This window comes from Mycobacterium montefiorense, from assembly GCF_025823255.1.
Classification (GTDB): Bacteria; Actinomycetota; Actinomycetes; order Mycobacteriales; family Mycobacteriaceae; genus Mycobacterium; species Mycobacterium montefiorense.
Genome location: NZ_JACKVL010000007.1, coordinates 18,775 through 44,528, shown reverse-complemented (window position 1 = coordinate 44,528; position 25,754 = coordinate 18,775). Strand labels below are relative to the sequence as shown.

18 protein-coding genes and 2 pseudogenes are annotated in these 25,754 nt (G+C 64.3%); 15 read left to right on the top strand and 5 right to left on the bottom strand.

The annotated features are described in order from the left end of the window. Window positions 1-361: 361 nt before the first annotated feature. The 12 genes and pseudogenes from H7K34_RS04845 (at window position 362) to H7K34_RS04790 (ending at window position 12,636) form a co-directional block, all read left to right on the top strand. Window positions 362-1,129: an MlaE family ABC transporter permease gene (locus tag H7K34_RS04845; RefSeq protein WP_108925682.1), complete on the top strand. Its 768-nt coding sequence runs from the start codon at window positions 362-364 to the stop codon at window positions 1,127-1,129. Beyond that, complete coding sequence (locus H7K34_RS04840; protein ID WP_108925681.1) at window positions 1,126-1,974, top strand: ABC transporter permease; 849 nt, start codon at window positions 1,126-1,128, stop codon at window positions 1,972-1,974. Before H7K34_RS04845 ends, H7K34_RS04840 begins: the two co-directional genes overlap by 4 nt. Before the next feature lie 4 nt (window positions 1,975-1,978). Next, the gene (locus H7K34_RS04835; RefSeq protein WP_264060667.1) at window positions 1,979-3,247 is read left to right on the top strand and encodes an MCE family protein; all 1,269 of its coding nucleotides are present in this window, start codon (window positions 1,979-1,981) and stop codon (window positions 3,245-3,247) included. After that, complete coding sequence (locus H7K34_RS04830) at window positions 3,244-4,272, top strand: MCE family protein (protein WP_264060666.1); 1,029 nt, start codon at window positions 3,244-3,246, stop codon at window positions 4,270-4,272. Before H7K34_RS04835 ends, H7K34_RS04830 begins: the two co-directional genes overlap by 4 nt. Further along, window positions 4,269-5,452: pseudogene (locus tag H7K34_RS04825) on the top strand (MCE family protein). The gene H7K34_RS04830 and the pseudogene H7K34_RS04825 overlap by 4 nt, the downstream one beginning before the upstream one ends. Then, window positions 5,449-6,804 (top strand): MCE family protein, encoded by a 1,356-nt coding sequence (locus H7K34_RS04820; RefSeq protein WP_264060665.1) that lies wholly within the window; start codon window positions 5,449-5,451, stop codon window positions 6,802-6,804. Before H7K34_RS04825 ends, H7K34_RS04820 begins: the two are co-directional and overlap by 4 nt. Further along, window positions 6,801-7,922 (top strand): MCE family protein, encoded by a 1,122-nt coding sequence (locus H7K34_RS04815; protein ID WP_264060659.1) that lies wholly within the window; start codon window positions 6,801-6,803, stop codon window positions 7,920-7,922. Before H7K34_RS04820 ends, H7K34_RS04815 begins: the two co-directional genes overlap by 4 nt. Further along, on the top strand, window positions 7,922-9,391 hold the full coding sequence (locus H7K34_RS04810) for an MCE family protein (RefSeq protein ID WP_264060655.1): 1,470 nt from the start codon (window positions 7,922-7,924) through the stop codon (window positions 9,389-9,391). Before H7K34_RS04815 ends, H7K34_RS04810 begins: the two co-directional genes overlap by 1 nt. 17 nt (window positions 9,392-9,408) lie before the next feature. After that, window positions 9,409-10,068 (top strand): tetratricopeptide repeat protein, encoded by a 660-nt coding sequence (locus H7K34_RS04805; protein WP_264060653.1) that lies wholly within the window; start codon window positions 9,409-9,411, stop codon window positions 10,066-10,068. Next, a complete protein-coding gene (locus H7K34_RS04800; RefSeq protein WP_264060651.1) occupies window positions 10,065-10,670 on the top strand; it encodes a hypothetical protein in 606 nt (201 codons plus the stop codon). Before H7K34_RS04805 ends, H7K34_RS04800 begins: the two co-directional genes overlap by 4 nt. Window positions 10,671-10,684: 14 nt before the next feature. Further along, a pseudogene (locus H7K34_RS04795) lies at window positions 10,685-11,177 on the top strand (CAP domain-containing protein). 67 nt (window positions 11,178-11,244) lie between these two features. Beyond that, window positions 11,245-12,636: an MBL fold metallo-hydrolase gene (locus H7K34_RS04790; protein ID WP_264060648.1), complete on the top strand. Its 1,392-nt coding sequence runs from the start codon at window positions 11,245-11,247 to the stop codon at window positions 12,634-12,636. Window positions 12,637-12,730: 94 nt separating this feature from the next. Here the strand turns inward: H7K34_RS04790 and H7K34_RS04785 are convergent, their stop codons facing one another. Then, window positions 12,731-13,009 carry a hypothetical protein gene (locus tag H7K34_RS04785; protein ID WP_264060646.1) on the bottom strand — a complete coding sequence of 93 codons (279 nt, stop codon included), beginning with the start codon at window positions 13,007-13,009 and terminating at the stop codon, window positions 12,731-12,733. A gap of 113 nt (window positions 13,010-13,122) precedes the next feature. Beyond that, on the bottom strand, window positions 13,123-17,325 hold the full coding sequence (locus H7K34_RS04780; RefSeq protein ID WP_264060963.1) for a bifunctional nitrate reductase/sulfite reductase flavoprotein subunit alpha: 4,203 nt from the start codon (window positions 17,323-17,325) through the stop codon (window positions 13,123-13,125). A gap of 338 nt (window positions 17,326-17,663) precedes the next feature. Here H7K34_RS04780 and H7K34_RS04775 point away from each other — a divergent pair, with 338 nt between their 5' ends. After that, window positions 17,664-18,131, top strand: coding sequence for an LppP/LprE family lipoprotein (locus H7K34_RS04775; RefSeq protein WP_264060643.1), 468 nt, complete (start codon window positions 17,664-17,666; stop codon window positions 18,129-18,131). Window positions 18,132-18,436: 305 nt separating this feature from the next. After that, a complete protein-coding gene (locus tag H7K34_RS04770; RefSeq protein WP_264060962.1) occupies window positions 18,437-19,834 on the top strand; it encodes a nitrate/nitrite transporter in 1,398 nt (465 codons plus the stop codon). 18 nt (window positions 19,835-19,852) lie between these two features. Here the strand turns inward: H7K34_RS04770 and H7K34_RS04765 are convergent, their stop codons facing one another. Then, a complete protein-coding gene (locus tag H7K34_RS04765) occupies window positions 19,853-21,799 on the bottom strand; it encodes an acyl-CoA dehydrogenase family protein (protein ID WP_264060640.1) in 1,947 nt (648 codons plus the stop codon). Window positions 21,800-21,898: 99 nt separating this feature from the next. Between H7K34_RS04765 and H7K34_RS04760 the strand changes: the two genes are divergently transcribed. Then, window positions 21,899-22,621 (top strand): VIT1/CCC1 transporter family protein, encoded by a 723-nt coding sequence (locus H7K34_RS04760; RefSeq protein ID WP_264060639.1) that lies wholly within the window; start codon window positions 21,899-21,901, stop codon window positions 22,619-22,621. A gap of 67 nt (window positions 22,622-22,688) precedes the next feature. On the opposite strand, the gene H7K34_RS04755 is transcribed toward H7K34_RS04760, so the two are convergent. Both H7K34_RS04755 and H7K34_RS04750 read right to left on the bottom strand, forming a co-directional pair. Beyond that, on the bottom strand, window positions 22,689-25,193 hold the full coding sequence (locus H7K34_RS04755; RefSeq protein WP_264060634.1) for an ATP-binding cassette domain-containing protein: 2,505 nt from the start codon (window positions 25,191-25,193) through the stop codon (window positions 22,689-22,691). A gap of 53 nt (window positions 25,194-25,246) precedes the next feature. Further along, the gene (locus H7K34_RS04750; protein ID WP_108925667.1) at window positions 25,247-25,723 is read right to left on the bottom strand and encodes a MarR family winged helix-turn-helix transcriptional regulator; all 477 of its coding nucleotides are present in this window, start codon (window positions 25,721-25,723) and stop codon (window positions 25,247-25,249) included. Between the last annotated feature and the right edge of the window lie 31 nt (window positions 25,724-25,754).

Here is a 25,754-nt window from a genome sequence, read left to right as displayed (position 1 = left end):
TTCCTGCTGTCGCCGCGACCTTTCCATTCCACGCTTCGCGAACCGCTGGCCGGGCCGTCGCCGCGCTCCTCCCCAGGCGCGAGACCGCTTCTCCGATGCTGCTCAGCTAGCTGTTCGGCACGAACGTCCGTCGGACGTTATCGCCATCCGCCAGATTTCTTCTGGTTGATTGCAACCCTAACGTTGGGTATCACTGTGCCCGTAAATTGCACCGATGTTCTATGTGTGCAAACAGGCAGTGCGGTCCACATGTAAACAATGCTGATCCTTCTGGGTCGGACAGTTACCAGCGGGTAAAAGGCATTACGAATTTGGGGGACCGCATGAGCCAAATGGGCCGTCGATGGTCTGGGCAGGTTCTATGAACGGCGCGATCGTCGCGAAGCCGATGAACGCGCTGGGTGAGTTCTTCATGCTCAGTGCCGAAGCATTGGTGACTGCGCTGCGCCGGCCGTGGGCCTGGCGCGAGATTCTTGAACAGATTTGGTTTGTCGCCCGGGTATCGATCTTCCCGACCATCATGCTGTCGATTCCGTACACGGTGCTGATCGTGTTCGTGCTCAACATTCTGCTCGTCGAGATTGGTGCCGGGGATTTGTCCGGCGCCGGGGCCGGGCTGGCCTCGGTGACGCAGGTCGGGCCGGTTGTCACGGCGATGGTCGTCTCGGGCGCCGGTTCGACGGCGATGTGCGCCGACTTGGGCGCTCGCACCATCCGTGAGGAAATCGACGCGATGAAGGTCATCGGCGTCAATCCGATTCAGGCACTGGTGGTTCCACGGATCATTGCTGCCACCTTCGTCGCGGTCCTGCTGTACTCGGTGGTCGCGGTCACGGGGCTGACCGGTAGCTACATCTTCGTGGTGTTCGTCCAGCACGTGACACCCGGAGCGTTCATTGCGGGCATGACACTGGTCACCGGGCTTCCGCAGGTGGTGATCTCGCTGATCAAGGCGACGTTGTTTGGGCTGTCTGCCGGTTTGATCGCCTGCTACAAGGGCTTGTCGGTGGGCGGCGGCCCCACCGGCGTCGGCAACGCGGTGAACGAGACCGTGGTGTTTTCCTTCATGGCCTTGTTCTTCATCAACATCGTGACTACCGCGCTCGGGGTGAAAGTGACTGCCAAATGACCGATCTCGCACGCGGGCCATCGTGGCTGGACACTTTTGGCCCGAGACTGGTGGCTGGCACCCGCAAGCTGGGTGAGCAGACCGAGTTCTACGGAAAGTCGTTGGTTGCCACCGTCGACGCGGTTCGGCGCTACCCCAACGAGCTGCTGCGGCTGATCGCCGAGATGGGCATGGGCACCGGCGCATTGGCGGTGATCGGCGGCACCGTCGGCATCATCGGCTTCCTAACTTTGACGACCGGCGCTCTTGTCGCCGTGCAGGGATACGACACGCTGTCCAACATCGGCGTCGAGGCGCTGACCGGATTCTTATCGGCATTCTTGAATGTCCGGATGATCGCGCCCTGTACGGCCGGGCTGGCATTGGCGGCCACGATCGGTGCCGGTGCGACCGCGCAGCTGGGCGCGATGCGCATCAACGAAGAGATCGATGCTCTGGAAGTCATGGGCATCCGGTCCATCACCTACCTGGCATCCACCCGGATTATCGCCGGCGTGCTGGTGGTGATCCCGCTCTACGCCGTCGCGGTCCTGATGTCGTTTATCGCGGCGAAGTTCCTCACGATTTACGCCTACGGCCAGTCCCGGGGCGTCTACGAACACTACTTCTCCACCTTCCTGCGTCCGAGCGACCTGATGTGGTCGTTTCTATCGGCGCTGACGATGGCGACAGGTGTGATGGTCGTGCACACCTACTACGGCTTTACCGCGACAGGTGGTCCCGCGGGGGTGGGAGAGGCTGTTGGTCGTTCAGTGCGGTCATCGATGATCGTCACGGCGTTTGTGTGCCTGATGATTTCGCTGTCCGTCTACGGGCAGTCCGGCAATTTCAACCTGTCGGGGTAGCCGGATGACCAACCACAGAGAGAACGAACCCGCACGGCGAAACAGGGTCCGCAGCAGCAAGATTGACCCCATCTGGTGGGCGCCGACCTTGTTCATCGTTGTCGCGGGGCTGATTGCAGTGACCGCGGGGGCGTTCTCCGGAAAGTTTGCGGACTTCATCCCGTTGACGCTGGTGTCGGACCGGGCCGGGCTGGTGATGGAACCGGGTGCCAAGGTGAAGTTGCGTGGTGTGCCGGTCGGTACGGTCGCGTCGATCGGCACCGACGTGAAAGCGGCTCAGCTGCAGTTGAAGATGGACCCGGGCCCGTTCAAGTATCTGCCGAGCAATCTCGAGGCCGAGATCAAGTCGACCACCGCGTTCGGATCCAAGTATGTCGACTTGATCGTGCCCGAGCAGGCCAGCCATACAAGTCTGCGGCCCGGCGCGGTGCTGCACTCACGCAATGTCACCGTCGAAGTCAATACGGTTTTCCAGAATCTGCAATCCGTGGTCCAAGCGCTGGACCCCGCGAAGCTGAACTCGATCCTGTCGGCGTTCGCACAATCGGTGCGCGGTAAGGGCGACCGGCTCGGCCAGGCGATCACCAATGCGAACAACATACTGCTCACCGTCAACCCGCGGATGGACACCATCCATCGGGACTGGCAGCTTTTCGGCAAGACCACGGCCATCTATTCCGATGCGGCGCAAGACATCCTGTCGATCCTCGACTCGGCGACGACCACCAGCGCCACCCTCACCGAAAACCAGCGTTCGCTCGACTCGCTGCTGCTGTCCGCGATCGGCTTCAGCCAGACCGGCATCAATGTCATCGGCAGAAACGAACCCAACATCGTGCGGTCGATGAATCTGCTCGACCCGACGCTGACCCTGCTGAACAAGTATTCGCCGACCTACACGTGCCTGTTCCAGGGTGCGCAATGGTATGTCGACCATGGCGGCCGAGACGCGCTGGGCGGCAACGGGCATTCGGTAATCCTCGACGCCGCGCTGCTCTTCGGCGACGACCCGTACCGGTACCCGAAGCACCTGCCAAAGGTGAATGCCACGGGCGGCCCGGGCGGCAGGCCCAGCTGTGGCTCGCTGCCCGACCCGAGCGCGAACTTCCCAGTGCGTGCGCTGGTCACCGACACCGGTTGGGGTGCGGCGCCGAACGAGATTCGCACCAACGTGGCCGCTGGCAATCCATGGTGGGGCAACTGGTTCCCGACCACCAAGAATCCTCCCGAGCCGCCACGCTACTTCTGGCGCGGGGGGCAGCCGCCGCCATGAGAAGAAAACTGTCAAGCATCATTGCGCGGGTCGCGATCTTCACGGTGGTGTGCCTGCTCTTCACCTTTACGTTGGTCGCGGTGTTCGGGCAGCTGCGCTTTGAGGACCGCACCGACTATTCTGCGGTTTTCACCAACATCTCCGGTCTGAAATCCGGCAACTTCGTTCGCATCGCCGGGGTGGAGGTCGGCAAGGTCGGCGACCTCGACCTGCATCGCGACGGCACGGTCACCGTCGGCTTCGCGATCGACAGGGGAATACGGCTCAGTGAGGGCACCAAAGCCGTCGTGCGGTACGAAAACCTGATCGGTGACCGGTATCTCGCGCTCGAAGAAGCTCCCGGACCGCCGCGCCGGCTGCCGGCGGGGGCAACGATTCCGCTGGCGCGAACGTCGCCCGCGCTCGACATCGACGCACTCATCGGGGGCTTCCGCCCGTTGTTCCGGGCGCTGGATCCCGATCAGGTCAACGCGTTGTCCGGTCAGTTGCTGCGCATCTTCCAGGGCCAGGGCGGCACGCTAGCCTCCGTGCTGTCGCAGACCTCGATACTGACCTCGACGCTGGCCGGGCGCAGCGAGTTGATCGGCGAGCTGATCACCAACCTGAACACCGTGTTGCACACCTTCGCCGCGCGCGACCACGAGTTCTCCGACGGTTTGGACAAGCTGGCCCAGCTCGTGCAGGGTTTGGCGCAGCGGAAGGACGACATCTCCACGGGGCTGGCGTACATCAACGCGGCGGCCGACTCGGTCACCGATCTGCTTGTGCAGTCCCGCCAGCCGATCAAGGACGTGGTGCACGAAACGGATCGCATGTCCGGGCAGGTGCTTTCGGACCGCGACTACTTCGACAAACTTCTCAAGGACCTACCCGATGTCTATCAGGTGCTGGCCCGCCAGGGTCTCAACGGTGACTACTTCGGCTTCTACTTCTGCGAAGTCCTGCTCAAGGTCAATGGCAAAGGGGGCAACCCGATATTCGTTAAGCTCTTGGACCAGCCCAGCGGGCGGTGCACGCCGCAATGAAGCTGAAGCTGGGAAAGATCAAACCGCTTGGCCGTCGGAGCCCCTTCATGTTGGGGGTGATGGGCACCGCGATCCTGACTTGCGTGACCATCGTCGCTTTTCAATACAACAGGCTGCCCTTTGTCAAGAACACGGACGATTACGCCGCCTACTTTTCGGAGGCGGGTGGCATCAAACCCGGTAGCACGGTGCGGGTTTCGGGGATGGGGGTCGGCAGGGTCTCCGACATCCGGCTCGAGGGCACCAAGGTCCGGGTCGGCTTCACCGTGCGCCAGGGCATCGTGCTGGGCGACCGGACCGAGGCGGCGATCAAGACCGAAACGATCCTGGGCTCCAAGATGCTTGAGCTCACGCCGCGTGGGAAGGGCAGCTGTCGGGCACCATTCCGCTGACACGTACTCACTCGCCCTATGACCTTCCCGACGCGCTGGGCGACCTGACGACCACGATCAGCGGCCTAGATACTGCCCAATTATCATCGGCCCTAACAACATTGGCTAATACATTCAAGGAGACGCCGCCAAACCTACGACCCGCATTGGAGGGCGTGGCCCGCTTCTCGGACACCCTCAACGGTCGCGACGCACAGCTGCGGAACCTGCTGGGCAATGCCAACAAGGTGTCGACGGTGCTGGGCAAGCGCAGCCAGCAGATCGCCGGCCTGGTGTCCAATTCCAACGCGCTGTTGGCCGCACTGCTTGACGAGCGGGATTCGCTGGACGCCCTGATGAACAATCTCACCGCGGTGTCGCATCAGATCTCCGGGCTGGTCAACGACAACAGAACCCAACTCAAGCCGGCCCTGGACAAGCTCAATGGTGTGCTCGAAATCCTGGACAACCGCAAGGAAGATATCCAGAAGACCCTGCCCAAGTTCAAGCGATACGCGATGTCATTTGGTGAATGCTTAGGCTCCGGGCCATTTTTCAAGGCATACGTGGCCAACCTGGTTCCGGGCCAGATCGGTGGGCCGGTCCTCGACGCAGACATGTACGACCGGTTCCTGGATCCCAACCAAAAGCTGCCCTCCGAGGCGGTGGACCCGCCAACCGGAACGCCACCCGTGCCGCCGGAGAACGCGCCGGTCCCGCTGTGGTCGCAGCCGCCCTCGCCGCCGCCCTCCACGCCGCCGATACGGACCATCCCGCCGCCGTCGCCTCACGATTTCGACGGGCCATGACCATGAGTCGAGAGGCCCTTCGAAAAGCAACAGCGCTCAGCCTGGTGCTGACGCTGGCCGTGGCGTCGTTCCTGGTCGGCAAGAAGTTGTGGCAAGACGTCGAAAGGAACACCTACTCGGCGTATTTCACCGAGGCCAACGGGTTGTTCGTGGGTGACGAGATTCGGATCCTCGGCGTCGCTGTCGGTGTGGTGGACAAGATCGAACCGCAGCCTGCCAGCTCTAAGGTGACGTTCTCGGTTGACAAACAGTACTCGGTTCCGGCCGATGCGCGGGCCGCGATTCTGTCGCCTTCGCTGGTGACGTCGCGGGCAATTCAACTCGTACCCGCATACTCCGGCGGGCCCAGATTGAGCCCCGGTGCGTCGATCCCGCTGAATCGCACCGCGGTGCCGGTCGAGTGGGACGATTTCCGCAGGCAGCTTGAGAAGCTGACCGATGCGTTGCAGCCCACCAGCCCGGGCGGGGTGAACTCCGTCGGCGAGTTCGTCAACTCGGCCGCGGACAACCTGCGCGGCCAGGGAGACAGCGCTCGCGACACCGTCATCAAGCTCTCCCAAGCCATCTCGGCGCTCGGCGATCACGCCGACGACATCTTCAGCACGGTGCGCAATCTGCAGCTGCTGGTGTCGGCGCTGTACTCCAGCAGCGATCTGCTGGCCGCCTTCAATCAGAACCTGGCCAGCGTGACGACGGTGCTGACGAATAGCCCCAATGAAATCGGCAGCGCGCTAAAGGGTCTCGACGGGGCGTTGACGGATGTCCGCGACTTCCTCGCGGAAAACCGCGAAGCAATGGGCGTCACATTCGACCGGCTCGGTTCGATCACGACCGCGCTGAACGACAGCCGGGGCGACATCAAGCAGATCCTGCACATCGCGCCGACGGTGTTTCAGAACTTCCTGAACATCTACCAGCCGGCTCAGAGCGCGATGACCGGCATCATCGCGCTGAACAACTTTGCCGACATCCCGCAGTTCATTTGCAGCTCAATCGAAGCGGCGTCCCGCGCGCGCCTGGCCCGGGTGTCGAAGCTGTGCCTGCAGTACATCGACCCGATCATCAAAAACCGGATCTACAACTACATTCCCGCGGGGATCAACCCGTTTGTCGGGACGCAGGCGAGGCCCAACGAGATCACCTACAGCGAGGATTCGCTTCGGCCCCGAAACCCGCCGCCACCGGACGTGCCGCCGCTACCCGGGCCACCGCCACCGGACGCGCCGCCGCTACCAGGGCAGGCCGGCCTCGCCGATCAGCCGCCACCGGTCGAGGCGCCGTCACCGAATGCCGGGGTGAGCTCGATCCAAGTACTGCAGAACCTGATGTTGCCGACGGGGCCTCCGTCATGAGACGCGCGATAGCCGTAGTGCTGAGTCTGGTGTGCATCTGCGCACTTTCGGCGTGCGGCTGGCGTGGTCTGAATTCGTTTACCCTGCCCGGTACTTCTGGTGGCGGGCCGGGCGCATACACGATCCAGGCGCAAATGCCCGATGTGGTCACCATTCAGCAAAACACCCGTGTTCGGGTTGATGACGTCAATGTCGGCAACGTCACCAACATCGAGCTGCAGGATTGGCACGCACTGGTCACCATGCGCATCAACGGCGACGTCCGGCTACCGGCGAATTCGACCGCCAAGTTGGGCCAGACCAGCCTGCTCGGTTCGATGCACATCGAGCTCACGCCGCCCAAGGATGAGCCGCCCGTCGGCCAACTCAAAGACGGATCGGTCATCGCGTTGTCCCGGGCGAGCTTGTATCCGAGCACCGAGCAGACGTTGGCGTCAGTGTCAATCCTGCTCAACGGCGGGGGAATTGGGCAGTTGCAGGAGATCAACCAGGCCATCGCCAAGGCATTCGCAGGCCGGGAAAACGACATGCGCAGCCTGCTGACCCAATTGGACGTGTTCATGGCCAAAACCAATGACCAGACCGACGACATCATCAAGGCCAGCGAGAATCTCAACGCCTTAGCGGGGCAGGTTGCCGCCAAAGATCTGGCTGTCGACAAGGCGCTGACGACGGTGCCCAAAGCGCTTGCCGTATTGGCGGCGGAACGCGCCAAGATCGCCGATACGATCGACCAGGTCGGCAAGTTCAGCGCGATCGCGGCCGACACCATTCACCAGAGCAGGGAGTCTCTGGTCAACAATCTTCGCAATATCGCACCGGTACTGCGCTCGCTTGCCGACGCGGGCCCCTCGCTGACCCGGGGCCTGGACGGTTTGGCGACCTACCCCTGGCCGACATCCACGGTGCGGAACTGGTTTCGCGGCGACTACGCCAACCTCACCCTGGTCGTCGACTTGACCCTGAGCCGCATCGACCAAGGGCTCTTCACCGGCTCGCGGTGGGAAGGGAACCTGACCCAACTCGAAATGCTGTGGGGGCGAACCATCGGCATGCAGCCCAGCCCGGTCACGGGAGGCAACCCGCTGACCTACCCGTATCACTTCGGGGGGTACTGATGCTGCGCCTCAATCGCAGAACCTGGATCCAGTTGGCCGTGTTGACCCTGGTGACCGTGGTTTCTTGTGGCGCAATGGCGTTCAACTTCATGAAGCTGCCCGCGACGTTATTCGGGATCGGGGAGTACAACGTCACCGTCGACCTGCCCCAGTCGGGCGGGCTCTACCAGACTTCGGTCGTCACCTACCGCGGCACTGACGTGGGCCAGGTCAAGTCGGTCGAGGTCACTGCCACCGGGGTGCGGGCGGTACTCGCCATGAGATCGGGGGTCAAGGTGCCCGCCAATGTCCAGGCTTCGGTGCACAGCCGCACGGCGATCGGTGAGCAATACATCGACTTGACCCCGCAACAGGGCAAGGATGGCGCCCAATCGCGGATGCTGCAGGCCGGCGACGTCATTCCAGCCGGCCACGTCGATGTGCCCGTCGACATCGGACACCTGCTCGACCTGACTAATCGCGCGCTGCAAGCGATTCCGCGGGACAACCTGCGTACGGTGATCGACGAGAGCAACCGTGCGGTCGGAGGCCTTGGCCCTGAGCTGTCCCGGATCGTGGACGGATCAACCACGTTGGCCATTGCGGGTGGCCAGACCATCGACCCGCTCGCTTCCTTGATCGATCAGTCCCCGGCGGTGCTGGACTCACAGGTGCAGACGTCGGATGCGATTGCCACGTGGGCCAGTAGAACATCGGCACTGATGGCGCAGTTCAAGGCGCAGGATGCGGCGGTGCGGGATCTGTTGACGCAGGGCACTTCCGGCATCGAAGAAGGCCGCGCATTGCTCGACCGGGTGTCGCCGGCGTTGCCGGTGTTGTTCGCCAACCTGGTGAGCCTCGGCGACATCGCCGTCGTCTACCGCCATGACATCGAACAACTGCTGGTGCTACTTCCGCAGGGCATCGCGGCCATGGCCGCGATCATCGTGCCGAGCTCGAACACCAAGCAGGAGTATCGCGGCGCGCAACTGGACTTCAACCTCAACATCAACTTGCCGCCACCTTGCACCACGGGGTATCTGCCCCCGCAGCAGCGCCGTTCACCGGCCAGCGTCGATGCTCCGGATCGCCCGGCGGCGGACCTGTTCTGCCGGGTGCCGCAGGATTCGGAGTTCAATGTGCGTGGGGTGCGCAACATCCCGTGTGAGACCAAGCCGGCCAAGCGTGCTCCCACCATCGAGATGTGCGAGAGCGACGAGGAGTATGTGCCGCTCAACGAGGGCTACAACTGGAAGGGCGACCCCAACGCCACCACGTCGGGCCAGGGTGTCCCGATGTATCCGCCGGGACAGGATCCGCGGCTACCACCGCCACGGGGCACCGCGCCGTCGACCCCGCCGCTTTCCGTGACCACCTATGACCCGGCCACCGGTGACTACATAGGTCCCGACGGAAAGCGCTACACCGAATCCGACTTGGCGCACCCGCGTGCCAAAAACTGGCAGTCGCTGCTGGTGCCGCCAGCCTAGGAGTGTGAAGGAGAAACATGGCCGATGAGCCTGACACCCCCGAGACCGAAAAGGTCACTGAGTCAACGACTGCCGAAGTCGACGACTACGACGGCGCGCAAGACGACGGCGCTGTACCGGTCGACGAGGCACCAGAAACTGAAAGCGAATCCACGGGCCGGCTCGCCCGCTTGCGGAACCGGGCTCGCCCGCGGCCCCTTTCGCGCGTCGCGACCGCGCTGGTCGCCAGTGCCGCGATCGTGGCGGTGCTGAGCGGATTGGCGGGCTGGGTCGGATATCGCGCTTACGAAAGGCATCAAGCCCAGGCGCAGCGCGATCTGTTCGTCCAGCTCGCACGCCAGGGCGCGGTGAACCTCACGTCGATCAACTACACCGAGGTCGACGCGGATGTGCAGCGAATCCTTGACATCGCCACCGGAGCGTTCCGTGACGATTTCGAGCAGCGGGCCAAGCCGTTCACCGAGGTCGTCAAGGCGGCGCAGTCGAAATCAGAGGGGACGGTCACCGATGCCGGTCTGGAATCCCAGCGCGGCGACTCTGCCCAAGTCCTGGTCGCGGTCGCGGTGAAGTCGAGGACGGCGGGCGGCGAAGAAGCGCCGCGGGAATGGCGGATGCGCATCGAGGTCCGCTCGGTCGGCGAGGACGCCAAGGTGTCGAACGTGGTGTTCGTGCCATGACGACACTTCGCGACGACATCGAGAACGGCATCCCCGACGAGGAGATCCTCGAGGAGGCAACAGATTTGACCGAGACGACGGATGTGGCCTTAGCGGAACCCGCGCATGAGCGGCGGGCGATCCCGTGGTCGCGGGTGCTTGCTTACGGGGTGTTGCCGGCGATCGCATTGGTGCTGGCGCTGGGCGCCGGCTACTTCCGATGGGTCCTCGGGTCATCCGATGAGCTGGCACTGGCTCGCACCGAATCGGTCCGGGCGGCAAGCGAAGACGCCACCGCCTTGCTGTCGTACCGCGCGGACTCGGTCGACAAGGATCTCGGTGCGGCGCGCGAACGGCTAACCGGCGAGTTCAAGGACGCCTACACCGCGCTGATCCACGAGGTGGTGATCCCGGGTGCGAAAGAAAAGCGCATCTCGTCCGTGGCGAAAGTGAGTGCGGCGTCCTCGGTTTCGGCAACCGCCGACCATGCGGTGGCTCTGCTGTTCGTCAACCAGACCGTGACGATTGGCGGCGGATCGCCCACCGATACCCAGCCCGTCATCAAGGTGACGCTGGACAAGGTCAATGGCCGATGGCTCGTCGCGCGCTTCGACCCGGTGTGATTCGGGGAGGTTAGATGACCGGATGGATACGCTTGCTGCCCGTCGTCGTGATTCTTTCGGCGGCCTCAGGATTAGCGGCACCGGCCGCGCATGCCGACAACAAGCGGCTCAACAGTGCCGTCGTCTCGGCCGTCTACACCCTGCAGCACCAGGCGGGCTGCACCAACGACGTCGTCCGGAACAATGCGCTGACGCTGGCCGCGCAATGGCATGCCGACGACATGCTCAACAATCGAAATATCAATGGCAACACTGGATCTGACGGTTCGACACCACAGGACCGCCAACGCCGCCGGCTTCCGCGGCAGAGCCGCCGAGACGGTGGCGATCAATCCGGCCATCGCCATCAGCAGCCTGGAACTGGTCAACCAGTGGTACTACAACCCCGACGACATGGCGATCATTCGGGACTGCGCCAACACAAATATCGGGGTGTGGTCGGACAACAGCCTAGACCGCACCGTCGTGGTCGCCGTGTACGGTCAGCCCACCCCGCCAACGCGGTAGGCGTGCCGTTCGAAGCATCCGCAGTTCAGGACCTCTGACCGGAAGTGGACTAAAGGAGGACCACCCGATGATCTTTACCCAGCACTATCTGGACTGCCTATCACAGGCGTCTTACCTTATCGGCGATGAAACCACCGGCCGCGCAGTCGTTGTCGATCCACGGCGGGATGTCGGCATCTACCTTGAGGAAGCGGCACAAAACGGGCTCCGCATCGAACGAGTCATCGAGACCCACATCCATGCAGACTTTCTCAGCGGTCACTTGGAGTTAGCACGGGCCAGCGGGGCGGTAATCTCATTCGGCGACAAGGCGGATGTTGAATTTCCGATCGAGCCACTGCGCGACGGCCAGCGAATCGCACTGGGAGAAGTGATATTCGAGGTTCTTTCGACGCCCGGCCACACTCCCGAGTCCATCTCGATCGTCGTTTACGAGCATCCCGAAGACGAGGTGCCTTACGGCGTTCTCACCGGTGACACGTTATTCGTTGGCGACGTAGGGCGTCCAGACCTTTGCTCGTCGGACGGCATAACCGCGGAAGAGCTCGCTGCCTCGCTCTACCGATCGCTGCACGACAAGCTGCTGAAGTTGCCCGACGACACGCGGGTATTTCCTGCTCATGGCGCCGGGTCCTCGTGCGGCAAAAGTCTTTCAAGCGAGACCAGTTCGACGATCGGCAAGCAAAAAGAAGCCAACTATGCGCTGAAAAAGACCGATGTCGACGGATTTGTCGCCGCGGTTACCGAAGGGCAGTCGGTGCAACCGCCGTACTTCGAGTATGCGGCGCATTGCAATGCTCAGGCCCACCCACTGCTTGACGACGATTCTCCGCTACTCCTCGGTATCGGTGACGTGCTCGGGCACTCCGCGGCAGGGGCGATTCTCCTGGACACCCGCCCACCGGGCGACTACGCATTGGGCCACCTCCGCGGTGCGATCAATGTCAGCCTGCAGGGACGTCTCGCCGAGTGGGCGGGCAACGTGTTGTCATCGGAGCGCGACATCGTGCTCGTTGGCGACCCGGTTCACGCACGCGAGTCCAAGGTCCGCCTGTCGCGCGTGGGATATGATCGCGTCATTGGCCAATTACGCGACCTTGCAGAGGTTGTCGCGGGTCGGCAGGATCTCGTAATAGCCGCGTCGCGGTTGAGCGTGCACCAGCTCGCCGGACTGCGCGACCGGGGCTCGCGCCTACAGATCGTCGATGTGCGCGGCCCGGCAGAAGTGGAAGAAGGGGCCATCCCCGACGCCCTCAAGATTCCGCTGCCGGCGCTCGTTGACTCACTTGCGACACTCGACAAAGCGATTCCAGTCGTTACCTACTGTGCCAGCGGCTCACGCTCAATGGTGGCCGCCAGTGTGCTTCGGACGTCAGGCTTTAACGACGTGTCGGACGTGTTGGGAGGATATGGTGCCTGGGCTGACGCCGACCTGCCTACATCGGGCGGCATGAAGTGAGTTCTACCAACGAGTTCTTCCGCTACTAGCCGTCAGTTCTTCTTCAGTTTCTCGGCGAGCATCACGATAGTGGCCCTGGGACCTCGGATTCGTGTCATTCGATCCAGCCCCCAGCCAGGTCACGCCACGCGAATTGAGGGGATCGGCTGCCGCCGTAGCCCGCCTCGGCATCGAGCGACTGCAAGTCCGCGGCGGCGTCGCGCTCGCGTGCCTGGGTGCGTAGCGCGCGCCAGCGCTCACGCGTCAGGTGTTGCGTGTAAACCTTGTCGCGCTGTGCCTGGGAGAACGCCCAATCCAAGTTGACGGGCAACCCTGCCCAGGCGACTTGCGCCATCGGCGATTCCTGGTCACCCAGTCGGTCCTCGGTTGCCATCTGGGCACCCCTTCATCGAGTACGCACCAAGTTGTTGAGCACATGATGCGACAGCGATGTTTCGGCCGCGGGTGTGCCGCGTTTCGGCCGTATTACGGGTTTAGCAAGGTGACTCAGTAGACGTCGCGGTGGTAGCGCTTATCGGCGCTCAGCGACTGGACGTAAGCCGTGGCCGCGTCCGGGTCGAGGTTGCCGTGCTCGGCCGCGATGTCGCAGAGCGCACGATCGACGTCTTTGGCCATCGGGTCGGCGGTGCCGCAGACGTAGAGTTGTGCGCCGTCCTGCAACCAGCTCCAGAGCTGAGCCCCGCGCTTGCGCATCAGGTGCTGGACGTAAACCTTCTCGGTCTGGTCCCGGGAGAACGCGAGGTCCAACTCGTTGAGCACCCCGTCGTTACGCATCTGCTCGAGCTCGTCGCGGTAGTAGTAGTCGGTCTCGGCGTGCTGCTCGCCGAAGAACAGCCAATTGGCCCCCGTGTGGCCGAGCGCTCGGCGCTCCTGCAGGAAGCCGCGGAACGGCGCGATACCGGTCCCGGGGCCGACCATGATCATCGGCGTGTCCGACTCACTCGGCGGCCGGAAATTGCTCGATTGCTGTAGATAGACCGCGACTCGATCGCCGGGGGAGCGGTCGGCGAGGTAGGTCGAGCACACCCCGCGCCGTGGGACGCCCTGGTAGTTGTAGCGCACCGGTGAGACGGTCAGATGAACTTCCCCCGGGCACTCTTTGGGGCTCGACGATATCGAGTACAGCCGCGGCTGAAGGCGTTTGAGGACTCTGAGCCACTCGTGGGCCGACGCGGCGACCGGCAGCGCAGCCAACAGGTCCACGGACTGGCGTCCCCAGATCCAATTGCTCAGCTCGGCTTTATGTTCCGGCCTCAGCAGCTGTGCGAGTTTGGCGTTGCCGGTGCGCTCCTGCACGAACCGCACCAGGTCCCGGCTGATGTGGGCGATCTCGATTCGTTCGGTGAGCGCGGAGCGCAACGACATCAGGCCGTGTTCGCCCACCTCGACCGGTGTCTGCGCGTCCAGGCCGGTGACCGACAGCCATTCGTCCACCAGCTGGTCGCTGTTGCGCGGCCACACCCCGAGCGCGTCGCCCGCTTCATAGCTGGCGGTCTCGTCGGAGAGGTCGAATACGATCTGCCGCACGTCTTTTGCGGAGCTCGGTCCGCTCAGCGTGGTGTTGCGGATCATGTCGGTGACCAGCGGGCGCTTCTTGTTGTAGGTCGGTGTCTCGGGACGGGTTGCCGGACGCGGCGCGGACGTAGCGGGCGCCGGCGCGTTGCCGCCCTGGCCGACCCGGGTGGGCGTGCGCGTCAGCGCCTCGATCACTTCGCCCAGCCAGCTGCCGGCGGCTTCCTCGAAATCGGGCTCGCAGTCGACGCGGTTGACGATGCGGGTCGCGCCCAGCTCCGCCAGCCGTTCGTCGAGTTTGCGCCCGTATCCACAGAAGTCGTCGTAGTTGGAGTCACCCAGGGCCAGGACGGCGTAACGGGTATTGGTGAGCTGCGGTGCGCCGTCTCCGCTGAGCGTCCGCCACAGTCCGGCGCCGTTGTCGGGTGCCTCGCCGTCACCGGTGGTGCTCGTGACTATCAGCAGCTCTTGGGTTGTCGGCAAGTCGGCCAACGGGAAGTCGTCCATGCCGTACAGCACGACGGGCAGCTGGGCCGCACCGAGCTGGGCGACGATATCGGCGGCGAGTTCCTCGGCGTTGCCGGTCTGCGAGGCCCACAACACCACCACCGGAGCTTGCTTCGGCTTGGCCTCGGCTCGCGGGGGCTTGGGCGGCTGCGCCGGCGCCTCGATGGCGCCCGATGCCAGCGCTACCGTGGGCATCGAGGCAGGCACTTCAGTACGCGCGAACATCCCCGCGAGCAGGCCGTCCACCCACAGCCGGGTGGTGGTGTCGAGCGGGGCGTTGAGCGGCAGGGTCGGCACTCCGACGGCGCGCCGACCGGCCTCCGAGCGCAGTCCGGCTAGCACCCCGGCAAGGTAGCTGCGGCCGAGCGGGCCGAGCACAGGAGTCGGTTCGTTTGCCACACCGAGGATTTCGGCGATGGCGTCAACTTGGGACAAGCTGATTTCCGTAACCTCCGTAGGTGCGGGTGCCGCAGTGGCGGTGGCCACCGAGGGTGCGGGCTCGGTGACGAAATCCGCAGTGGTGGCGGCGATCTTCGTGATGGTGACCGCACACGCCTTGAACTCCGGTTGGTAGGACACCGGATCCACCGCGTCGTTGGTAACGGCGTTGATCGACAAGTATTCGCCGAAGGTGTCGTTCCAGTGGAACGGCGCAAAGCAGTTGCCCGGCCGCACCCGGTCCGAGACCACCGCAGGCAACACGGCACGGCCACGGCGCGAAGCGATTTCGACCTGATCGTCATCGCAGATCTCGAGCCGCGCGGCGTCCTCAGGATGGATTTCGACGAACGGTCCGGGATTGAGCTTGTTGAGTTTGGCGACCTTGCCGGTCTTGGTCATCGTGTGCCATTGGTGCGGTAGGCGCCCGGTGTTGAGCAGGAATGGGTAGTCGTCGTCCGGCATCTCGTCGGGCGACAGGTGCGGCCGGGCGAAGAACATGGCACGACCGCTCGCGGTGGGGAAGACCAGCCGCGGCGCGCTGCCGTCCTCGCGGACCATCCGGGTCTGGCTGACACCGTCGTTCAGGTAGCGGATGGGGTTGCGGTCGTCGGTGCACCCGGGTGGGCACGGCCACTGCAGCGGCGTCTGCCGCAGCAGGTCGTAGCTCGCGCCGCGCAGGTCGTAGCCGGTCCTGGGGTTCCAGAATCCCTTGATCTCCTCGAATACGTCTTCGGCGGAGTCATAGTTGAAGTGATCCGAAAAGCCCATCTCGCAAGCGATGCGGGCGATGATCTGCCAGTCCGGCATCGCCTGGCCGGGCGCCCGAACGGCCGGCTGGAACAGCGTCATGTTGCGCTCGGAGTTGATCATCACGCCTTCGGACTCTGTCCACAGGGCGGCGGGCAGCAATACGTCGGCGTAGCCGTTGGTCTCGGTCTCGAAGAACGCGTCCTGGGCGATCACCAGCTCCGCGCTCTCCAGGCCCGCCAACACCGTCTTTCGATTGGCAACGCTGGCAACGGGATTGGTGCAGATGATCCAGCAGGCTTTGATCTTCCCATTGGCCATGCGGGAGAACATGTCGACGGTGCCGGTACCGACCTCGCTGCGCAATGATCCGCGGGGGATGCCCCACTGGTCCTCGACGAAGTCGCGGTCAGCCTGCGACGTCACCGCGCGCTGGCCCGGCAGACCCGGCCCCATATAACCCATTTCGCGTCCGCCCATCGCGTTGGGCTGGCCGGTGAGCGAGAACGGGCCGCTGCCCGGCTTGCAGATCGCGCCGGTCGCTAGGTGCAGGTTGCAGATCGCGTTGGTGTTCCAGGTGCCGTGCGTGCTTTGGTTGAGCCCCATCGTCCAGCAGGTCATGAAGTTTTCGGCTTCGCCTATCCAGCGGGCGGCGGTACGGATGTCTTCGGCTGGGATGCCGGTGGTTTCGCTGACGTTGTCGGGGGTGAACTGCTCGAGGAAACTGGACATCTCTTCCCAGCCCTCGGTGAACTCAGCGATGAATTCGGGGTCGGTGTGGCCGTTTTCGACGATCAGGTGCAGCAGCCCGTTGAGCAGTGCGAGGTCCGCGCCGGATGAGATCTGCAGGAAGAGATCGGCTTTCTCCGCGGTTGCGGTGCGGCGCGGGTCGACCACGATCAGCTTGGCGCCGGCCTTGACACGCTCCATCATGCGGAGGAACAGAATCGGATGGCAGTCAGCCATGTTGGCGCCGATGACGAGAAAGACGTCGGCCTTTTCGAAGTCCTGATAGGAACCGGGCGGCCCGTCCGCGCCGAGTGACAGCTTGTATCCCGAGCCCGCACTGGCCATGCACAGCCGTGAGTTTGACTCGATCTGGTTGGTGCGGATGAATCCTTTGGTCAGCTTGTTCGCCAGGTACTGCGCTTCCAGCGACATCTGCCCGGACACGTACAGGGCGAAGGAGTCCGGGCCGTGCTCGTCGACGATTGCGCGCAACTGCTTCGCGGACTGGGTGATCGCGGCGTCGACATCGATCGGGGCGAGGGATTCGCCGCGCTCGGCGCGCCAATGGGCTGACTCCATCCGGCCGGGGGCGGCCAGCATGTCTGCGGTGGTTGCGCCTTTGGTGCACAGCCGGCCGAAGTTGGCGGGGTGAGTCTTGTTTCCAACAGATTTCGCGACGTGACGGCGGTCGCTCTGGGGATCGGTTGTGATCTGAAGCACCATGCCGCAGCCCACGCCGCAGTAAGCGCACATGCTGTTCACGGTGTCCTGACCGTGCTCCGCAGTCACGCTTACTTCCCTCCTTTCGAGCGCGCAAGGGTCTATCCGCTAAATCGTGCGACAAGGATGTTTCGGCGTCGGGCGTCCGATGTTTCGGCCGTTTTACGGCTTCCTCTCACCGGATCCAGACTGATATGTGAAGTGTCTGGAAAAGCCCGTCGCCAAGTGTGTAACCGCAGGTCAGCATCGATCTGCGATTGAGGCCAGATTACCCGCGGGTCTTTCGAAATTCCCTATCAGAACAGGTGTTCCGACGAAACAAATGGGACATTCACAGTTTTCGCTAAGCTCACAATGTGCATCGTCACTTTGTGATTTTTCTGGTTTTGTTGGCCACTGCTTGCGGAGGAAAGCCCCCGACACCGGCGGCGTGGCGGGCCGATACCTGCAAAGATTCCGACGGGCCGAGCGCCGACGCGGTGCGCCAGGCGATCGCGTCGATTCCGGTCGAGATTGCGGGCTCGAGCTGGGTTGAGATCGCCCGCGGACACGCCAAGAAGTGCAGGTTGTACTGGGTGCAGGTGATTCCGACCATCGCGAGCGAGTCGACTCCCCAGCAGCTCGTATTCTTCGACCACAACTGGTCGTTGGGCACACCGACGCCAAAACCCAAGCCCTACATCACCGTGCTGCCCGCGGGCGACGATGTGGTCACGGTGCAGTATCAATGGCAGGTGGGCAACGAAGAACCCTGCTGTCCCAAGGGAATCGGGACGGTCAAGTTCCAGATCGGGCCGGACGGCAAGCTGCAGGCACTCGGCAAGATTCCGCACCAATAGGTTTATCGCACATAATGTTCCGATATTTCGCCGTATTCGGTCTCGGTATCGAAGCGATTACAGTGCCCGGCCCGGGCATGCGTCCAGTACTTTGTCAGGAATTCGCCAGGAATTTTGGATCGACAATGACGGCTACCCGCCGGCCGGCCTGGCACCCTGGAAGGCCGGTGTAGCGCCCGGATATAAGGAGAGTGATGGGACCGCAGGTGCTGCTGCACGGCGAGGGATCGCCGCGCGCTTTATCGACGGCAGCAGCCGTCCTGCAAGCCAATTCGCGAGCCAACATCCTTCGAATGGTCAAGCGAGTGGGTAGGTCCCGTCACCTGTCCCATTGGGACGCAGAAGACCTGGTGGCCTGGGAGGCGGGTGGCAACGCCATCGCGCGACGCAACCTGTTCTGGTCGGCCGTCATCGTGCATCTCGGTTACGCGATCTGGGCGCTGTGGCCGGTGATGGCACTGTTCATGCCCAGGGAGGTCTACGGCTTCTCTGCCGGCGACAAGCTGCTGCTCGGCATGACCGCCACCTTGGTCGGGGCGTGTCTGCGCCCGACGTATGCCGTGGCCACCGCAATATTCGGCGGTCGCAACCTGGCTGTGTTCTCGGCGTTCGTGCTGGTGATTCCGGTGATCGGCGCGATGGTGTTGCTGGCTCATCCGGGTCTGCCGCTGTGGCCTTACCTGGTGTGCGCGGCGCTGTCGGGCATGGGCGGCGGCAACTTCGCGGCCTCGGCGAGCAACGCCAACTCTTTCTATCCGCACCGACTCAAAGGCGCGGCGCTGGGGATTGCCGGTGGGATCGGCAATCTCGGGGTGCCGATGATTCAAATCGCTGGACTGGTGGTTATCGCCATCGCGGGCGACCGGCAGCCGTACTGGGTATGCGGCCTGTATCTGGTCTTGTTGATCACCGCGGGCGTGGGCGCCACGTTCTTTATGAACAACGTGGCCCAGCACCGAGTGGAACCGAGCCGGCTGCGCTCGATCCTGTCCGCGGTGGTCTCCACTCGTGACACCTGGCTGCTCTCGCTGCTCTACCTCGGGACCTTCGGCTCGTTCATCGGATTCTCGTTCGCATTCGCTCAGGTACTGCAGACCAGTTTCGTGGCCGGCGGACAAGCCACCTCCCAGGCCTCGCTGCACGCCGCCGAATTAGCCTTCATCGGACCGTTGCTCGCCGCGTTGGCCCGCGTGTACGGCGGCCGGCTGGCCGACCGGATCGGCGGCGGACGCGTCACGTGCGCGGTCTTCGTCGCGATGATTCTGTCCGCCGCGATGTTGATCACCGTTGGCAGCCTCGAGGATCCGCACGCGGGTCCGGTCAGCGGCTCGGCGATGGCCGGTTACGTGGCCTGCTTCATCGCCTTGTTCACCTTGGCCGGGCTGGGCAACGGATCGGTCTACAAGATGGTCCCGACGGTTTTCGAAACGTGCAGCCAGACATTGCATATGAGCGAAGCCGAACAGCGGCAGTGGTCGCGCCTGATTTCGGGTGTCGTCATCGGATTCGTCGCTGGCTTTGGGTCGTTGGGTGGCGTCGGCATCAACGTGGCACTGCGGCAGTCCTATGTCAGCACCGGCACCATGACGTCGGCGTTCTGGATCTTCCTGTCCTTCTACGTCTTTGCCGCCGTGCTGACGTGGGTCAGGTACGTGCGCCGACCGTTGAGCACTTCTGCCCAAGAGGCTGTCGGAGCCGGTTGAGCCGACCGCGATTCAGCCTCAGTCGGAGTCGGTCAGATTTTCCGGGTGCAGCATCTCGGCGTGGCGTAACGGCTCCGGGATGCCGAAGCCGTCGACCAGGGTCTCGGCGTGCGGGCGTAGCGCCCGGCACCGGTCGTTGATTCCGCGGGTGACAGCCTTAGCCCGCCCGGTGGACAGATATCCGTGCTCGATGTACCAGGCCTTGTCCTCTTCGATCACCGACAGCGCGTACAGGTCGCAGATGATCTCCAACAGCTCACGGGCTTCGGCATTTTCGCACGCGTCGATGCCGGCGACGAACGCTTCCAGCACGACCCGGTCGATGTGCGCGCTGGCGGTGTGCAGCACGTGGTCCTGCACCGCATTGAATGCGTCGAACGCCGACATCTCCTTTGACTTGCCCTGTAGGCGCCGCGCGACCGAGGACAGCAGGTATTCCTCGCGTGCTTCGAACATGTTCACCTGGGTACCGCGGTTGAACAGGCTGCCCTCTTCTTCGCTGTCCTGACGGGCGTCGACGATCCTTTGCATAATCGCCTCGGCCGCAGTCCGTTTCATCACTCGATCGCCGACGGTGTTGGCGGCAAACCATACCCAGTCGACCGGACTCATGCTCTTGATGTCGTCGGCGTAGGCGGTCAGCAGCTCCTTGGCCACCAGCTGGGTCAGCACGTGGTTGTCACCCTCGAAGGTGGTGAACACGTCGGTGTCGGCTCGCAGCGCGATCAACCGGTTCTCGGCCATGTAGCCGGCGCCGCATGCTTCCCGGGCTTCCTGAATGGCCTTCGAAGCGTGCCAGGTGTTGGCCGCCTTCAGGCCGGCGGCCCGTGATTCCAGCTCACGCTGTTCCTCGGCGTCGGGGAAGTCCGACGTCTGCAGGTCGTGACACTTGGCCACCAGCTCATTCTGCGCGAACTGCAGCGCGTAGGACTTGGCTATCAACGGGAACAGCCGCCGCTGATGCACCAGGTAGTCCATAATCAGCACTTCACTATCTTCGTCATCAGGCGCGCTGAACTGCCTGCGCTGCAAGGCATATCGAGTGGCGATATCCAGCGCGACGCGTGCGGCGTTGCCCGCGCTACCGCCGACCGTGACCCGGCCGCGGATCAGGGTGCCGAGCATCGTGAAGAACCGGCGGTTGGCATTGTCGATCGGCGAACTGTAGCTACCGTCGGCTGCGACGTCACCGTACTTGTTCAGCAGATTTTCGCGCGGTACGCGGACGTGGTCGAACATGATGCGACCGTTGTCGACACCGGGCAGGCCGCCCTTGTAGTCGCAGTCCGACGTCGTCACGCCGGGCAGGTCGTTACCGTCGGCGTCGCGGATCGGTACCAAGACGCAGTGCACGCCGTGATTGACCGGCTTGCCGTCTTCGGTGGTGATCAGTTGCGCGAAAACCGATGCCATGGTTGCGGTTTCGGCGGCGCCCCCGATGTAGTCCTTGCGGGCGGACGGGGTCGGGGAGTCGATGATGAACTCTTCGGTCTCGGGGTCGTAGGTCGCGGTGGTCTCCAGCGACTGGACGTCGCTGCCGTGCCCGGTTTCGGTCATCGCGAAACAGCCGCGCAACTCGAGGCTGATGATTTTGGGCACGTAGGTCTCGTGGTGGCGCTCGGTGCCCAGGTTCTCCACGGCGCCGCCGAACAGCCCCCACTGCACGCCCGCCTTCACCATCAGCGATAGATCCGACATCGCCAGCATCTCGATCATCGTGACCGCCGCGCCCACGTCGCCGGTGCCGCCGTGCTCCTTGCGGAACGAGTCGGCGGCGGCACCGAACGCGGCCATGATCCGCATTTGCTCGGCCACCTTGGTGCGTGCGATCACCGTGTTCGGGGTGTAGTGCGGGCGGAATAGGTCCTCGGTCATCGCGGCCCGCATCCGGTTCTTCACGTCGCGCCAACGCCCGTCCAAGGCGTTGCGCAGATATTCCGCAGTGTTCGTCGTGTCAGGCGCCATACCCGACGGTAACCTGCCGTCCGCGTAGCGGGAATAACCAGTGGTGGCGCTGTGGGAAAGGTCGGTGCGCACGCGACCGGATCGCGATTAGATGGCGACATGTCACAGCCCGACACCTCATCTCCGAACCCGGCGTACGACGTCGGTCACACCCACCCCGATGTCAGCGGAGGCTGGCTGCGAGCTGCCACCTTCGGCGCCATGGACGGCCTGGTCAGCAACACCGCCCTGATCGCCGGGGTGGCCGCCGGCGAAAGCGCCCACACCACCCTGGTCAGCGGTATCGCCGGCCTGCTCGCCGGCGCGTTCTCCATGGCACTGGGCGAATACTCGTCGGTGACCACTTCGAACGAGCAGATCGACTCCGAGGCCCACGTGGAACGCCGCGCCCTGCGCCGCCACCCGAGGGCCGAGCGGGCCGAACTCGTCGACATGCTCGTCGACATGGGCATGAGCAAAAAGACGGCCGAGACGGCGACCGACGAGATCCACCGGGACGAGAATCGGGCGGTCAACTTCCATCTCGTGCAGGAGATCGGCCTGGATCCCAGCGAGAAGCCCTCGCCGCGGCTGGCCGCGATCACGTCTTTTTTCATGTTCGCGATCGGCGCCGTCGTTCCCTTGATCCCTTACCTGCTCGGATATGGATTCCTGGCGCTGGGCCTGGCATGCGGCGGGGTCGGTCTGCTGATCGCCGGCGGCCTGACCGCTCGGTATACCCGCAAACCGGTGTGGTGGGCCGCGGGGCGGCAGCTGTTGTTCGGCGGGGTCGCCGTCGGGGCCACCTATCTGCTCGGTCTGCTCGTCGCGGCGGCGATGTGACGTCGGCGCTGGGCAGGTTGCCGGCGCTGGCCGTCAATCCGTGGTGTTGGTCAGCGACAACGACTTCTCACCGAGGAAGGTCACTGCCTTCCTGCTGTTCGCGATGTAGTGGCCGCTTGCGGACTTCGCGGATGGGCGGCCGAAGCCGGAATCGGACAAAACCGGCCCACGCCGCGCCAAAGACGGCGAGCACGGCCATGTCGAACATCCACCAGCCCGCGTAGTGGGTCCACGTCAAGATCTCGGTGGCCTGACCGTCGACCCGGTGTAGGTCGACGGTCGAGGCCGAGGCGGCGAAGCCCCACTGCGCCGGGATGAACCAGGAGATCTGGTCGTAGCCCCAGGTGCCCACCAGCGTGATCAGGCCGCCGGCGAACAGCAGCGACGCCAGGATCACCGGCACCACCAGTGGCACAACGTTTCGCAGCGACTTGCCCGCCGTCGACAGTGCCAGTCCGACGATCGCCGAGACGATGGCCGTCAGCGCCACGCTCATATACAGCTCGGCGGTGGCGTTCTCTAGTAAGACGGCACCGTGCACGGGCCTGCCCATGTCGGTGATGACGATGGTGAACGCGATGGCGGCCAGGATGGCCGCGGCGACGCTGAAGACGAGGATCTTGGCCGCCAGATAGGCGGACGTGGAAAGCCCGACGGCTTGCTCGCGGCGAAAGACGCGCCGCTCGCCAACCAGCTCGCGAACGGTCAGCGCGGTACCCAGGATCACCGCGGTGATGTTCAGCGCCGCCAGAATCTCGACGGCTTCATGCGGATTGTGGCTGCGTGCTTCGGGGCGGGCTAGGCCGGAATCACCTGGAATCAAAAGAGTTAACGCCGCCAACGCAAACGGTAGCGCGATCAGGAACAGGGCGTAGACGGGATCGGCGACCAGCAGCCGTACTTGCCGACGCGCCACCAACCAGCCTTGCCGGGTCATCGTGAGCGTTAGCGGCGGCGGCCACGGTTCGGAAAGCTCGGACGGTTCCGACGGGCCTTGTGCCTTTTGCCGGGCGCTGAACGCGCGGTGCGCACCGTCGGGATCGGCATTTATCCGCGCGAGAACTTCCGCCCAGTGGGCGGTGCCCATCGCGGACTCGATCTGCTGGGGCGCTCCGGCGAAGGCCATGGTCCCGGCGGGCGTGAGCAGCAATACCTGGTCGCACATGTCGAGGTGGGTCAGCGATGTGGTTGCCAGCACGACGACACAGCCGAGGTCGGCCTGGCGTCGCAGCACCGACATCACGTGCGCTTCCTGCGTCGCATCCAGGCCGGCGCTCGGCTCGTCGACCACCAGCAGCGTGGGTCTGGTGATCAGTTCGATCGCCACCGATGCGGATCGGCTCAGCTCCGGCGACAGTTTGCCGATCCGGGTCTTGCGGTACCCGGTCAGCTCGAGTTCTTCGAGAACCTGGTCGACCACTCGCTGCCGGTGCTCACCGGAGGTGTCTGGTGGCAGCCGCAGTTCCGCGGTGTAACTGAGCGCCTGTTCGACGGTCAGCCGGCGGTGAATTCGGTCCTCTCGCGGCACCATCCCGATACGGGTGCGCATGGATTCGGGTTCGGCGTACACGTCGTGGCTGTCGACAGCAACCAGCCCGGTGCTGGGTCCCTTGGTGCCGGCGAGCATTCCGAGCAGCGTCGAGTTGCGGGCGGCCGACGCGCCGGCGACCGCGGTCAGCGTGCCCGGCCGCGCCGTGAACGAGATATCCGTGAGCAGTTCGCGCCCGTCTGCGGTGAGTCCCAGCCGGTACGCGTCGACGCCGACCGTGCGTGCCGCGGCCTTGAGCGGCAGCCGATAGGTCGTGTTGGGCTCTTCGGTGCGGACGCTGGGGCGACTCGCCCGCAGTTTGCGTGTCGCATCGGTCACCCGCTCGATCAGGCCGCGGCTTTTGGGCTGTTCGTCTCCCGGTTCTGCCGGTGGCGGCGGCTCGAATGGCGCGGCGGGCGGCGGTGGCGGTGGTGGCGCGATCGGCCCGGGGGGCGGTGGTGGCGCGGGCGGCGTCGGGGGCGGACCGACCGGCGGCGGCGCCATCGGTGGGATCGGGCGCTCGGCCGTCGGTTGTCGCGAGGGGACGATCCGCATGCGCTGGGTGCCCCGCTCGGTTGGGACCTGCGCAGGCGCAGGTGGTGGCATCGGCGGCGGAGCCGGTGGGCGGGGCGGCTGCTTGGGTGGTGGTGGTGGTGGTGGATAAGGCGCGTGCTGCGGGGGGCCGCCGGGCGGTGGTCCCGGTGGGCCGGGCGGGGGGCCAATACGGAAAACCAGCCGCGGCCCGCGTTGCGGATCACCCAACGCGATCGTCTGGCCGTCGCGAATGTCGAGCGTCGGAACCCGGACGCCGTCGACGAAGATGCCGGTGCGGCTTCTATCGACGGCAACCCAACGCGTGCCCGCGAAGCGCAGCAGCAGATCGGGCTGCGGAATCGGCGGGGGTGGGGCGGCGAAGCCCAAGCGGTCCAGCGGGATGTCGCACCAGTCGCCGTACGCCACGATCACGTCGCGACCCGGAGCGAAGACGTACTTCACCGATCCGACGAAAACGGTAAGTGGTGAGGCTGGGAACGCGGAAGCCACCGACTAAGTGTCTACCCGCTGGCGCTGGTCGACCCGCAAGGGGTGTGGGCGGGTCACAGCGTGTTGCGGCGTGGTGTCGCTGCGGCATTGTCGAGCAGCCGGCGCAACACCTGGACCGCTTCTGCCAGCACCTGGCGGTCCGTGGGTTCCAGCATGGCCAATTGTGGTTCGATCGCGGCGGCGCGATCGGCCCGAACGGCGTTCAGGGTGCGTCTTCCGTCGGGTGTGATCCGGATCCGGACCGCCCGCGCGTCGCCGGGGTCGACAGTGCGGCTCACCAGGCCGGCGTCCTCGAGCCGACGCACCTGCGTGGTCATCGTCGGTTGAGAGCAGTGGTCGACGGCGGCGAGGTCGCCGATGCGCGCTTCTCCGTGCACTTCGATGGTCGCGAGCAGCCTGGCCTGTGCCGACGGCAAGGGCATCTGGATGCGCTGGGTGGCCAGTCGGTTTAGCCGCGCGACCACGGCGAGCAGGTCCGCCCCTAATCCCTGCTGAAGCGCGACGTTTGCGCTGTCGACGACTTTGTCCATATATACATGGTTGCATAGCTTTGCTATGGGA